Origin of the sequence: Rhizobacter sp., from assembly GCA_019635355.1 — a bacterium.
Classification (GTDB): Bacteria; Pseudomonadota; Gammaproteobacteria; order Burkholderiales; family Burkholderiaceae_C; genus Rhizobacter.
Map to the genome: position 1 here is coordinate 2697330 of JAHBZQ010000001.1, position 12774 is coordinate 2710103.

Sequence of the window (12774 nt, forward strand, 5' to 3'; positions counted from 1 at the left end):
GCGCCGACGATGCAGGCTCATCCACCGAAACGACAGGGACCGCATCATGAACCTCATCGACCCCCAAGGCCACCGCGTGAGCAACGCCACGCCGCCCAGCCTCGACGCCTACGAACGCGCCGCGCGCGAGCTGCTGTGCATGGTGGGCGACCCGCTCGCCACCATCGAACAGGCCATTGCCCTCAACCCCGAGATGCCGATGGCCCACGCCTTCAAGGCCTGGGTGCTGCTGCTCGGCACCGAAGCCCCCGCACTGCCCGCCGCACGCGCCGCGCTTGATGCCGCGGCCGGCCTGCCGGCCGACGATCGCGAGCAGCGCCACCTCGCTGCCGCACGCGCCTTGTGCGACGGCCGCTGGCGCGACGCCGCGCTGCAGCTCGAAGACCTGAGCCTGCGCCACCCGCGCGACACGCTCGCGCTGCAGGTGGGCCACCAGCTCGATTTCTTCCGCGGCGACAGCCGCATGCTGCACGACCGCATCGCCCGCGCCCTGCCCGCGTGGGACGCCACCGTGCCCGGCTGGCACGCGCTGCTGGGCATGCACGCCTTCGGGCTGGAGGAGTGCGGCCAGTACGACGAGGCCGAACGTCAGGGCCGGCGCAGCGTGGAGCTGGAGCCGCACGACAGCTGGGGCTGGCATGCCGTGGCGCACGTGCACGAGATGCGGCACGACCCGCGCGCCGGCATCGCCTGGCTGCAGGGCACGAGCGACACATGGTCCGACGGGAGCTTCCTCGCCACGCACAACTGGTGGCACCTCGCGCTCTTCCACCTCGAGCTCGACGAGCACGCCGAGGTGCTGCGCCTGTACGACCGCCGCATCGGCGGCACCGGCTCGGGCGTGGTGCTCGACCTCATCGACGCGAGCGCGATGCTGTGGCGCCTGCAGCTGCGCGGGGTCGACGTCGGCGACCGCTGGCTGGCCATCGCCGAACGCTGGGTGCCGCATGCGGCAAGCGGCCACTACGCCTTCAACGACCTGCACGCAATGCTCGCCTTCACCGGTGCGGGCATGACGGCCGCGCAGCAGCAGCTGCTGGACGCGCAGCAGGCAGCCATGGCGAGTGACGGCGACAACGCGATGTTCACCCGCGAGGTGGGCCACCCCGCGGTGCTCGCGGTGCAGGCCTTCGCCGAAGGCGACCACGCGCGGGCGGCTGGCCTGCTGCGCGGCATCCGCTCGCAGGCGCACCGCTTCGGCGGCAGCCATGCGCAGCGCGACCTGATCGACCTCACGCTCATCGAGGCCGCCCTGCGCTCGGGTGACGTGCCGCTGGCCCGCGGCCTCGCGCACGAGCGCCTGGCCCAGCGCCCGCGCAGTGCCTGGGCACAACGCCTGGGGCCAGCGCGCGCAGGCCCTGCGGCCCGCGTGAAGTGATGACGAAAGTGATGACGAGAAGGGAGGGCGCGGGAACCCGCACCACGGGCACGGGTGTTCGCGTCGGCCGACACTTGGCGCATGTCGAGCCTCGCCGCCCCGCCCCCGCGCCACCCCGTCATCGGCCTCGCCGTCTGGCTGCTGCTGAGCGCCGCCGTGGCGGCGGCCGGTGGCATCGCCTCGGCCGACGCCGGCAGCTTCTACGCCCGCCTCGAACAGCCGACCTGGGCACCGCCCGCCTGGCTCTTCGGGCCGGTGTGGACGCTCCTCTACGCGGCGATGGCGGTGGCCGCCTGGTGGGTGTGGCGCACGCCACCCACGCCCGCCCGGCGCACCGCACTCACGCTTTACGTGATGCAGCTGCTGCCCAACGTGCTGTGGAGCTGGCTCTTCTTCGCCTGGCACCAGGGGGCGCTGGCGATGGCCGACATCGCGCTGCTGTGGGGGCTGATCGTGGCCACGATCGTGGCCTTCCGCCGCGTGCAGCCCCGCGCGGCCTGGCTGCTCGTGCCCTACCTGGCATGGGTGAGCTTCGCCTCGGCGCTCAACTTCTGGCTCTGGCAGCACAACGCGGGTCTCCTCGGCTGAACGGCACTGTCGTCGATCGGCACGAGCTGCGATCATCCTGGTCGCCATGAACGCCGTCCCCGACACCTTCGACAGCCCGCTCGACGCCGCCGAGTTCAAGCGCCCGGCGCGCGACGGGGTGGAGCTGTACCGGGCGCACATCGTGCGGCATGCCTTCGACCCGCACCTGCATGAAGCCTTCGGCCTCGGGGTGATTGACGCGGGTGTCGAGCGCTTCCGTTACCGCGGCGCCGAGCACCTGGCCGCACCGGGCACGCTGGTGCTGATGAACCCGGGCGAGCTGCACACCGGGCGCGCCGAGACGGCGCAGGGCTGGCGCTATCGCATGGTCTACCTCGACGAGGCGCTGGTCGAAGCCGTGACAGGCGAGCGCTGGTGGTTTGCCGACGCCACGGCGCACGACCCGGCCGCTGCGCGGCGGCTGAGCGCGCAGCTCGCCGCGCTGTGGCAGGCGCCCGACGCGCTCGCGAGCGACAGCGCGCTCGCCGAGCTGCTGGCCGCGCTGCGCCCGCATGCCCAGGTTGCCCAGCAGGCGAACGAGCGCGTGACAACCCACGACAGGGCCCACGACACCGCGCTCGCGCGCAGCCTCACGCTGATGCACGACGACCACGCCAACGTGTTGACGCTCGACCGCCTGGCCGCCGAGGCGGGCTTGAGCCCTTTCCACTTCCTGCGCCGCTTCAAGCTGCGCTACCACGTCACGCCGCACCAGATGCTGATGGCGGTGCGCCTCGCGCGTGCGAAGCAGCTGCTCGCCGCGGGCATGCCGCCGGCCGAGGTGGCGCCCGCCGTGGGCCTGGCCGACCAGGCGCACCTCACCAAGCGCTTTGCGCGCATGCACGGCGTCACGCCCGCGCGCTACCAGGCGCAGGTGCAGGCGCACGGTCGTGAGCAATCTCAGACAAGACCCCGCCCGCGCCGCTGACCGACACTGGCCGGATGACCGCTGGATTCCTCTTCGCCCTGGCCGCCGGCCTGATGTGGGGCCTCGTCTTCGTGGGGCCCTTGATGCTGGCCGAGTACCCGGCCACGCTGCAGTCGTTCGGCCGCTACCTGGCCTTCGGCCTGATCGCGCTGCCGCTCGCCTGGTTCGACCGCGCCCGCCTGCGCGAGCTGACGCGCAGCGACTGGGTCGAGGCGCTGAAGCTCGCCGCCGTGGGCAACGTCGTCTACTACCTCTTCCTCGCGAGCGCCATCCAGCGCGCGGGCGGGCCGCTGCCGACGATGATCATCGGCACGCTGCCGGTGGTGATCGCGATCACCGCCAACCTGCGCACCGCGGGCCACGGCGCGCGCCGGGAAGCCAAGCTGCCGTGGGGGCGCCTGCTGCCCTCGCTCACGCTGATCGCGGCCGGCATCGCGCTCGTGAACCACGTCGAGATCACGCACCTGCGCGCCGACCCGGCGGCCGACCTCGCGCGCTATGCGCTGGGCGCCGCGCTCGCGGTGGGCGCCGTGGTGTGCTGGACCTGGTATCCGATCCGCAACGCCGAATGGCTGCGCGCCCACCCCGACCGCAACCCGCGCAGCTGGGCCACGGCGCAGGGCCTCGCGACGCTGCCGCTGGCCGTGATCGGCTACGCCTCGGTGTGGGTGTGGAGCCTTGCGAGCGGCGACCCCTTCCCCATGCCCTTCGGCCCGCGCCCCGGCGACTTCCTGCTGCTGATGTTCGCCATCGGCCTCTTCGCCTCGTGGGGCGGCACCGTGTGCTGGAACGAAGCGAGCCAGCGCCTGCCGCCGAGCCTGTCGGGGCAGCTGATCGTGTTCGAGACGCTGGCGGCGCTGAGTTATGCCTTCATCTTGCGCCGCCAGTGGCCGGCGCCCGAGACGTTCGCCGGCATCGCGCTGCTGGTGGCGGGCGTGCTGTGGGCGCTGCGCACGCGCCCCGAGCCGCTGGCGGCGGAGGGGCACGCCTCCTAGCGCCGCCGCGCGAAAGCGCTGTGAGAAGATCCCGCGGCCACAGCCACAGGGGAGAAAAGACATGGCATTGCTGATCGCGGGCGCCCTCATGGTCGCCTTGGGTCTGTTCGCGGGAGGGGTGCTCGTTGCGGCGCCGCTCGGCCTCATCGCCGGCACCTTGGACGTCACCTTGTGGGTGCTCTTTCCGCTGCTGAGCATTGCCGGCTTCGTGCTCTTCGTCATCGGCGCGAAGACGGCGCAGATCCGCGGGCTGTCTCAGCTCATCTCGTGGGCCCTGCTCGCACTCGCGCTGGCCTCGGCGGCGGGCCTCGTGCTGCGCGCGGCATCGCTCGTGGCCGGCGAGACCAGCACGCTGCCGCTCTGGTACGTGCTGCTGGTGGCGGGCATCCTCGGCGCCGTGGGCGCCGCCTCGGGCAGCCGGCGCCTCGACGACGGCACCGCCTGACGGCCGCGCGGGCCACGCGCCGCCCTGTGGCTCAGTGGCAGGCGTGCGAGGGGGCAGCGGGTGCCTCGCCGCGCAGCTCGGCGCGGGCCTGCCGGAACACCGTCACCGACCCGGTTATCGCCAGCACCGCCATGAAGGCAGCCACCAGCAGGTCGGGCCAGGCGGTGCCGGTGCCCAGCACCCCCAGGGCCGCCGCGCCCACCGCCAGGTTGCCGAGCGCATCGTTGCGCGAGCAGATCCACACCGAGCGCATGTTGGCGTCGCCCCCGCGGTAGCGAAAGAGCAGCAGCGCCACGAACACGTTGGCGATGAGCGCCGCGATGGCCACCGCGCCCATCGTCACCGGCTCGGGCACCACGCCCGATTGCACCGCCCACGCCGCACGCGCCAGCACGAAGACGCCGAAGGCCGCCATGCAGGCCGCCTTCAGCTGCGCGGCGCGGGCGCGCACGCGGGTCGCCATCGCGAGCACGGCGAGCGACACGCCATAGTTCGCGGCATCGCCGAAGAAGTCGACCGCATCGGCCAGCAGCGACACCGAGCCGGCCGACAGGCCAGCGGCCACCTCGACGAAGAACATCGCGGCGTTCACGATGAGCGCGATCCACAGCACCTTGCGCACGCGCGGGTCGGCCGAAGGCGGGGTGGGGGCACAGCAGGAAGCGGACATGGGCAACACCGGGAAGTCGTGATGCCTTCATTGGAAACCCTATAGTCGCTGCAAGGTCAACCCTGGGGTCTTGTGATGAAGATCGGTGAACTCGCCAATGCCGCCAGCTGCGACGTGCAGACCATCCGCTACTACGAGCGCGAAGGCCTGCTCGACGCGCCGGAGCGCCTCGCGTCGGGCTACCGCCACTACGCGCCGCGGCACCTCGCGCGACTGCAGTTCATCCGCCACTGCCGGGCGCTCGACATCCCGCTCAGCGAGGTGCGCCAGCTGATCGAATACGCCCAGACGCCCTACCAGTCATGCCATGCGGTCGATGCGCTGCTCGACGATCACATCGAGCGGGTGCGCCGCCACCTCGCGGCGCTGCAGGCGCTGGAGCAGCAGCTCGTGGCGCTGCGCGAGCAATGCGAAGGCGCCACGAGCGAGCGGGCCTGCGCCATCATCGATTCGTTCATGAGCGCCCCGGCCGAGCACGCGTGCCCGTGCCATCCGGCCGAGGCATGAAAAAAGCCGGCCCGCAGGCCGGCTCAACACACTTCATGCAAACCCGGGATCAGAACGAGTGGCGCAGGCCGAACTCGATGCCGCTCGACTTCTTGCCACCCGGCAGCGCCGGCGTGGTGCTGCCCACGGCGAAGGTCTGGGCGCCCTTGTTGTCGATCTGGGCGTAGGTGCCGTAGAGCGCGGTGCGCTTCGACAGGTTGTGCACGTAGCCGATGGCCAGCAGGTTGGCATCGGCATCGTTGGCAGTGGTGCTGCCAGCGGCGCCGCCCGACACGTCGGCGCGGCCATACGAAGCGCGGATCACGCCCGAGCCGACCGGCACCGTGGCGCCGAGGTTGAAGAGCTTCTCTTCGCGCGCCACGAACTTGAACTGCGAGTACGAGGCCAGCAGGCGCATGAAGCCGAAGTTGTAGCCGGCACCGACGGTGGCGACCTTGTACTTGTCTGCCGCGGCGTTGGCTTCGGTAGTGCCATAGGCCACCGACGCATCCACCGGACCGCCGGCATAACCGACGCGGCCACCGACGTACTTGTTGCCGACCGTGCCTTCACCGGCGGCGACCGCCAGGTTGGCGTACACGCCGCCGAGGTCCTTCGGCAGGAAGTACTGCACTTCGTTGTCGGCGCGGCTGGTGGTGTTCACGGTGCCGGTCAGCTTCGATTGCAGGTTGGTGATCTTGCCGACGCCGTTGTCGCCGAAGGCGTCGTAAGCGCTGAGGGCGGTGTAGGTGGGGGTGAAGTCGCGGCCGAGGCGCACTTCGCCGAACGCACCTTCGAGGCTCACGGTCGAGCGGCGATGCCAGAACTTGCCGCTGCTGTTGATCGTGCCGTCATCGGGGTTGAGCGCGGCTTCGAGCCAGAAGCCGGCCTTCAGGCCGCCGCCGAGGTCTTCGGTGCCGCGAAAGCCCAGGCGGCTGCTGGACAGGCCGTCGGTGCCGAGCTGGCGCACCTTGGTGCCGTTGTTGTCGATCTGGCGCAGGTTGGCGTCGACGATGCCGAACAGCGTGACGCTGGAGGTCTGGGCCGAGGCGGCGCCGGCGAAACCGGCGAGCAGCGAGAGGGCGAGCAGGGTCTTCTTCATGGGATGTGGACTGCGAGTTGAGGAATGCCGTCTTGCGGTTCAAGACTGCGGCGATTCCACCAAGCCACCCCCCGTGTCTTGACGACAGATCCGTGACACCGCGCGCGGCGTTGGCATGGGCCGACAGGGCCATCGGCGCGCAAGGGCATGTCACGCCCTTGTCATCGCGCGGTGTTCTCGTCGGGACTCAGCGGCACTCGCCACTCGGCGGGCACACGCGCACCGTGGTGCGGCCGGCGGCGTAGGCACCCTTCTCGGCCCGGGCCTGCAAGGATTGCAGTTGCTGCAGGCCCAGCGCCGACAGCTGGCCGACGACCTCCTGCAGCACGCCCGTCTCGTCGTGCTCGCCATCGGCCACCGCATACAGGTCGAGCGGCTCGCGGGTGACGATGGCGGCCACCAGCGTGCGGCCGAAGGGCTGGCCCGCGGTGAAGCCGATCCGCATCGACGGGGTGGGCAGCGTCACCACCGCACCCGCGCTCACCCGGTGTGCGCGGTGCTGGGCATTGGGAAAGAGCAGCAGCGGCACGCCATCGGGGCCGACGCTCACCACGTGCAGGTACCCGGCCCGCGTGCTGCGCACTTCGAGGCGCATCGCCGCGCCTTCGGCGTAGCGCGGCTGGCTGAACGCGACGCTCACCCCCGTCTCACCGGTCGACAACTGCTCCACCTTGCGCCACGCCGCGCCGCCGCCGTCGGCCAGCGAGGGCAAGGGCAGCGCCACATCGGCCATCGCGAGGTTGCCGTCGAGCTGCGGGTGGAAGCGCAGCGGCCCGTCGAGCTTGGAGGCGATGAGGACCGTGGCCTCGTGCCACAGCTCGCGCATCGACACCTGCCCCGCGTCGCGCCGCGCGGCGATGGCTTCGCGCAGCGCCATCGTGAACACACTGCCGCGCTCGGTGGCGAGCGACTGCTCGGCATCGCGCGCCGCGCTGATCGCGAGGTGGTTGTTGCCCCGCACGACCTTGCGTTTCACCCCGGCGGGCGCCGCTTCGGCCTGCGGCACCCGGTAGAACTTCCCCACCGCCTGCTTCGCGCCCAGGCGCGGCAGCACACCCAGGCCGGCGCGGGTGGAGGTGCCGCTGTGGCAGGCGTCGACCAGCACCAGCACCTGCTGGCTGGGGATGCGCGCGAGCGTCTCGGCCAACTCGTCGTCGAGCAGCACGCCGTCGAGCGTGGCGCGGCCGTGGCGGCGCGCGGGTGCCATGTCGTGCAGTGTCCAGGCTTCGTCGAGGCCGTCGTCTTCGTCGCCGTCTTCGTCGGGCAGCTGGGTGCCGTGGCCGCTGTAGTAGAGCAGCACACGGTCGCCCGCTGACGTGCCCTCGACCAGCCACTGCTGCAAGGCCTGGCGCACCGCGGCGAGCGTGGCCTGCTGGTTCAGCAGCACCTTCGTCGCGGTGGGTTTGAAGCCGAGGCTTTCGGCCACCTCCTGCATCACGCCGAGGTCGAGCTCGATGCCCGGCAGGTCGGCGCCCATGCCCGGCTCGCGGTACTGGCCCACGCCGATGAGCAGCGCGCGGTCTTCGGCCCGGGCGGCCATCGTGCAGAGGGCGAGCAAGAGGAAAGCGAGCAGGCGGCGCATGGCGCATTTATCGCGCACCGCCGGCGCGTGTGGCGGTGACCTTGGTCAGCTGGCGGCGGCGTGCGGTAAGTCGCACCATCGCGCCGTGCGGGCGCACAGGCGCGCGCCGCTGCTGCAAGATCGACCCGTGAAACCCGCCCCCATCCTTTTCGCCGCCTTGGCCTTTGCCGTGTGCGCCGCCTTGCCGGCCCACGCCTTCGAGCTCGTCACCGCCGACGAGGCGAAACGCGACGCCGCCGCGCCCGACTACGCCACCAAATCGTTGCCCATGCCCGGCGCGCCGAGCATCGAGCTGCTGTCGCCCGACGTGAAACGCCCGCTCACCGGCGCCGTCAACATCGTCGTGCGCTGGTCGGCCAGCGACGGCGCCACCATCGACCTCTCGACCTTCCGCGTGCTCTACGGCCGCCTGCGGCTCGACGTGACCGAGCGCCTCGCCGCGCATGCGAAGGTCACGCCCAGCGGCGTGGAAGCGCCCGATGCCAAGTTGCCCGAGGGGAGCCACCGGCTCATCATCCAGGTGGCCGACACGCTCAAGCGCGTGGGGCGGCAGGAGGTGAACTTCGAGGTCGCGCCGGCGAAGCCTTAGGCGCTCAACGCTGCGTCGATCACTTCGATCCAGTGCCGCACCGGCGTTGACGTGCCGGTTTGCAAGTGCTGGATGCAGCCGATGTTGGCCGAGATGATCACCTCGGGTTCGCTGGCCTGCAGGTGCCCGATCTTGCGGTCGCGCAGCTTGGTGGCGAGTTCCGGTTGCAAGACCGAGTAGGTGCCGGCCGAGCCGCAGCACAGGTGGCTCTCGGCAGCCGCGAGCTTCACGTCGTAGCCCAGCGCGGCGAGGTGTTCTTCCACACCGCCACGCAATTGCTGGCCATGCTGCAGCGTGCACGGCGGGTGGAACACGAGGCGCTTGGCCTTCGGCTTGCGCAGGCGGGTCTTCAGCCGCGGGGCGATGTCGGCGAGCAGCTCGCTCAGGTCTTTCGTGAGTTCGCTGATGCGCGCGGCCTTGTCGGCATAGGCCGGGTCGGCGGCGAGCGCATGGCCGTAGTCCTTCACCGTCACGCCGCAGCCTGACGCGTTCATCACGATGGCTTCGACCTTGCCGGTGCTCACCAGGGGCCACCAGGCGTCGATGTTGCGGCGCATGTCGTCACGGCCGCCGTCCACGTCGGCCAGGTGCGTGCGGATCGCGCCGCAGCAGCCGGCGTCGTCGGCCACCAGCGTCTGGATGCCGGCCGCATCGAGCACACGCGCCGTCGCACTGTTGATGTTGGGCATCATCGCCGGCTGCACGCAGCCCATCAGCATCAACACCTTGCGCGGGTGCTCGCGCGTGGGCCATTGGTGGGCACGTTCGCCAGCCTTCGGCGGCACCTTGGCCTTGAGCGAGGCCGGCAGCAGCGGGCGCACCATCTGGCCGAGCTTCATCGCCGGGCCGAAGAGCGGCGAAGGCAGCCCTTCCTTCAACAACCAGCGCACCGCCTTCTCTTTCGGCGGGCGCTCCACCTTCGCTTCGACGATCTTGCGGCCGATGTCGACCAGCTGCCCGTACTGCACGCCCGAGGGGCAGGTGCTCTCGCAGTTGCGGCAGGTGAGGCAGCGGTCGAGGTGCAGCTGCGTGCTCTGCGTGACGGGCTCGCCTTCGAGCACCTGCTTCATAAGGTAGATGCGGCCACGCGGGCCGTCGAGCTCGTCACCGAGCAGCTGGTAGGTCGGGCAGGTGGCGGTGCAGAAGCCGCAGTGCACGCACTTGCGCAGGATGGCCTCGGCCGCGTCGCCGTCGGGCGTGCCTTTGAATTCGGGGGCGAGCTTCGTTTGCATTCACATGACCTGATAGGTGCAAGCCCAGAAATGTTCCCACTCGACCCATTCGAATCCGAAGGTCCGGTGGCCGAGGAAGAAGCGCAAGCCGTTCGGGTCGGGGAAGTTTTTCAGCACCTCGTGCGTGGAGCCGTCGTCGAGCCGGCGCTGCTGGTAGGTGTTGCCCTGCGCATCGGTGCGTGAGATGGGGGTGCTGCTGCCTTCGACGTATTGGTTGTCGATCAACACCACCCGCCCGCCAGGCGTGAGGCAGCGGTGCAGCCCCACCAGCCACTCGCCCGCACGCTGCAGCGGCACATGCGACCACCAGAAGCCGGCGAAGGCGGCGTCGAACTCGCAGCCGTATTCGAGCGCATACGCATCGCCGATCTGGAACTGCACCCGCTCGTGCGCCTGCGGCTTGGTGCGCGCGATGGCGAGCACTTCGTCGTTCACGTCGGTGGCGAGCCACGACTGGCTGCGCGCCGCGGCGTGCGGCGTCCAGTAGCCGGTGCCGCAGGCGATCTCGAGCACCCGCCGGTCGTCGAACTGCGCCGGCAGCCACGCCTTGATCGCCGCCAGGTCGGCCTGCCGCTCGGGCTTGGCATAGATGCGCTCGTACTCGTGGGCCCGCTGTGCGTAGTAACGCTGCATGTCGAGTTCGGCGGCGCGCTGCATGTCGTCAGAGGTCCGGGTACAGACGGCCGCGGTTGAACACGGCATCGGGGTCGAACGATTTCTTCAGCTCGCGGTGGATGCGGTCGAGCGGTGCCTTGAGCGGCGCGAACACGCCCGCCTGCTTGTGCTGCGACATGAAGATCGTGGCGTGCCCACCGGCCCGCAGCGCAGCCTCGCGCACCTTGGCGCCCGAGGCCGAGGTGCACAGCCAGCGTTGCGCGCCATGCCACTCGATCAGCTGCTCGCCCGGCAGGATGAGCGGCTTGGCCGTGGGCGGCAGCGACACGCGCCACAGCGACACCGTGCCACCGTTCACCGCCGCGTGGGCCTTGGTGAAGTATTCGTCGGTGTGGTGGCGCAGGCCCTCCCAGAAGGGGCTGGCAAGCGCGGGCTCGATCACGTCGCCACCCATCGTCTGCATCGCCGCCTGCACCGCAGCGAGTGCGCCACGCAGGCGCACGAGCAAGGTGCCGTCCCACCACGCGCTGGCGTTGAGGGGCAAGGGCTGGGCGCCCCACAGGTTCAATTGGTCGAGCGCGGCCACCTGCTCCATCTGGAAGCGCAGCGTGGCGGTGGCCGGTGCGATGGGCAGCACCTTGAGCGAGACCTCGAGGATCACGCCCAGCGTGCCCAGCGAGCCGGCGAGCAGGCGCGAGACGTCGTAGCCCGCCACGTTCTTCATCACCTGGCCGCCGAAGCTCAGCACCTCGGCCTTGCCGTTGAGCATGGACGCGCCGAGCACGTAATCGCGCACCGCGCCCACCGAGGCGCGCGACGGGCCCGAGAGCCCCGCCGCCACCATGCCGCCCACGGTGCCACCGGCCATGAAGTGCGGCGGCTCGAAGGGCAGGCACTGGCCGCGTTCGGCGAGCGCCGCCTCCAGCTCGGCGAGCGGCGTGCCGGCCCGCGCGGTGACGACGAGCTCGCTCGGCTCGTAGCTCGAGATGCCGCTCAGCTCGCGCAGGAACAAGGGCTCGCCTTGCGCGGGCTCGCCGTAGAAGCTCTTGGTGCCACCGCCGCGAATGTCGAAATGCCGGCCCTCGGCGCGGGCCGCCTGCACCTGGTCGATGAGGCGCTGCAGCGCCGGGTCGTGGTCGTTCATGTCGCGTCGTATTCTCGTCCACCCGCCTGCCTCCGGGCGGAAGAATGCACAGGGATGAAGAAGACCACCACCATCGCGCCCAGCGCCTGGGTGCCGCTCGACCCCGACTACCACAACCGCCCCGGCTACGACGCCGGCTTCCTGGGCCTGCCGGTGCCGGCCCCGAAGCTCAAGCCCGCGCTCAAGGCGCTGGCCACCGAGCCGGTGCTGCCCTACCAGCACTTCAGCATCCTGATGAACCCGGCGCGCCGCCTCGCCTTCTGGACCGCCGTCAACATCGACGGCCAGCAGGAGCGCCACCTCGGCGACCGCAAGCGCGACGAGTGGTGGTTCGACGCGCGCACGCCGGAGAAGCAGCAGGTCGGCGGCAATTTCTACGCCGGCTCGGGCTTCCAGCGGGGGCACCTGGTGCGCCGCCTCGACCCGGCCTGGGGCCCGAGCGACGCCCACTCCGGCCGCGGCGAAGCCGACACCTTCCACTGGACCAACTGCTCGCCACAGATGCCGCAGCTCAACACCCAGTGGTGGCTGCACATCGAGAACCATGTGCTCGAAACCGCCAATGCGCGCGACCTGAAGGTGTCGGTCTTCACCGGCTGCCTCTTCACCGATGCCGACCCCCGCTACCGCGGCGTGCAGATCCCGCTCGCGTTCTGGAAGGTCGCGGCCTGGGTGGTCACGGCGCAACGCAAGCCGGCGTTGCGCTCGCTCGCCTTCCTGGTGAAGCAGGACGAAGCCGTGGCGGCACTGCTGAAGAAGCGCGGCGTGCAGCCGCTGGCGGTCGATTTCGACGACGTGCCCGAGCGCATCCAGGGCTACCAGACGACGGTGGCCGAGCTGCAGCGGCTCACGCAGTGCCAGTTCGGCGAACTGGCGTCGCCCGAGGTCGATGTGTATGCCCGCGCGCGTGAGAAGCGCCTCGCGCCACAGGTGTTCAACGCGATCGACACCTACCGCCGCCTCGGCCGCCCGGCCGACCTGATCACGAATTGACGTGCTTCGGGCCCCGGCCCTGGCGCG

Annotated in this window: 14 protein-coding genes; 8 read left to right on the forward strand and 6 right to left on the reverse strand. The window is 70.8% G+C overall.

All coding sequences use genetic code 11. The features are described 5' to 3' along the window. The first annotated feature begins 46 nt into the window (after nt 1-46). From KF892_12145 to KF892_12165, 5 genes are all read left to right on the forward strand, one after another. Complete coding sequence (locus tag KF892_12145; GenBank protein ID MBX3625758.1) at nt 47-1378, forward strand: tetratricopeptide repeat protein; 1332 nt, start codon at nt 47-49, stop codon at nt 1376-1378. 81 nt (nt 1379-1459) lie between these two features. Continuing rightward, nucleotides 1460-1966, forward strand: a complete 507-nt coding sequence (locus KF892_12150; GenBank protein MBX3625759.1) for a tryptophan-rich sensory protein — start codon at nt 1460-1462, stop codon at nt 1964-1966. A 46-nt stretch (nt 1967-2012) separates the two neighbouring features. Continuing rightward, complete coding sequence (locus KF892_12155; protein ID MBX3625760.1) at nt 2013-2894, forward strand: AraC family transcriptional regulator; 882 nt, start codon at nt 2013-2015, stop codon at nt 2892-2894. 14 nt (nt 2895-2908) lie between these two features. Beyond that, a complete protein-coding gene (locus KF892_12160; protein MBX3625761.1) occupies nt 2909-3889 on the forward strand; it encodes a DMT family transporter in 981 nt (326 codons plus the stop codon). Nucleotides 3890-3950: 61 nt separating this feature from the next. After that, entirely contained in the window at nt 3951-4334 is a 384-nt protein-coding gene (locus KF892_12165; GenBank protein ID MBX3625762.1) for a hypothetical protein, read from the forward strand. 31 nt (nt 4335-4365) lie between these two features. Here KF892_12165 and KF892_12170 read toward each other — a convergent pair whose 3' ends face one another. After that, the gene (locus KF892_12170; protein ID MBX3625763.1) at nt 4366-5004 is read right to left on the reverse strand and encodes a cation transporter; all 639 of its coding nucleotides are present in this window, start codon (nt 5002-5004) and stop codon (nt 4366-4368) included. Nucleotides 5005-5079: 75 nt separating this feature from the next. Between KF892_12170 and cadR the strand changes: the two genes are divergently transcribed. Next, the gene (cadR, locus tag KF892_12175; protein ID MBX3625764.1) at nt 5080-5511 is read left to right on the forward strand and encodes a Cd(II)/Pb(II)-responsive transcriptional regulator; all 432 of its coding nucleotides are present in this window, start codon (nt 5080-5082) and stop codon (nt 5509-5511) included. A gap of 49 nt (nt 5512-5560) precedes the next feature. Here the strand turns inward: cadR and KF892_12180 are convergent, their stop codons facing one another. Together KF892_12180 and KF892_12185 are read right to left on the reverse strand one after the other, a co-directional pair. Continuing rightward, nucleotides 5561-6592 carry a porin gene (locus KF892_12180; protein MBX3625765.1) on the reverse strand — a complete coding sequence of 344 codons (1032 nt, stop codon included), beginning with the start codon at nt 6590-6592 and terminating at the stop codon, nt 5561-5563. Nucleotides 6593-6779: 187 nt separating this feature from the next. Next, on the reverse strand, nt 6780-8174 hold the full coding sequence (locus KF892_12185) for a caspase family protein (GenBank protein MBX3625766.1): 1395 nt from the start codon (nt 8172-8174) through the stop codon (nt 6780-6782). A 127-nt stretch (nt 8175-8301) separates the two neighbouring features. Between KF892_12185 and KF892_12190 the strand changes: the two genes are divergently transcribed. After that, nucleotides 8302-8763: a hypothetical protein gene (locus tag KF892_12190; protein MBX3625767.1), complete on the forward strand. Its 462-nt coding sequence runs from the start codon at nt 8302-8304 to the stop codon at nt 8761-8763. Here the strand turns inward: KF892_12190 and glcF are convergent. From glcF to glcE, 3 genes are read right to left on the reverse strand one after another with little or no spacing between them, the layout of a single operon-like run. Then, the gene (glcF, locus tag KF892_12195) at nt 8760-9995 is read right to left on the reverse strand and encodes a glycolate oxidase subunit GlcF (protein ID MBX3625768.1); all 1236 of its coding nucleotides are present in this window, start codon (nt 9993-9995) and stop codon (nt 8760-8762) included. The two genes, KF892_12190 and glcF, sit on opposite strands and share 4 nt — an antisense overlap. After that, a complete protein-coding gene (locus tag KF892_12200) occupies nt 9996-10628 on the reverse strand; it encodes a class I SAM-dependent methyltransferase (protein ID MBX3625769.1) in 633 nt (210 codons plus the stop codon). A gap of 28 nt (nt 10629-10656) precedes the next feature. Next, a complete protein-coding gene (gene glcE, locus KF892_12205) occupies nt 10657-11754 on the reverse strand; it encodes a glycolate oxidase subunit GlcE (GenBank protein ID MBX3625770.1) in 1098 nt (365 codons plus the stop codon). Between the two features lie 54 nt (nt 11755-11808). Here glcE and KF892_12210 point away from each other — a divergent pair, with 54 nt between their 5' ends. Continuing rightward, a complete protein-coding gene (locus KF892_12210) occupies nt 11809-12747 on the forward strand; it encodes a DNA/RNA non-specific endonuclease (GenBank protein ID MBX3625771.1) in 939 nt (312 codons plus the stop codon). The last annotated feature ends 27 nt before the right edge of the window (nt 12748-12774 follow it).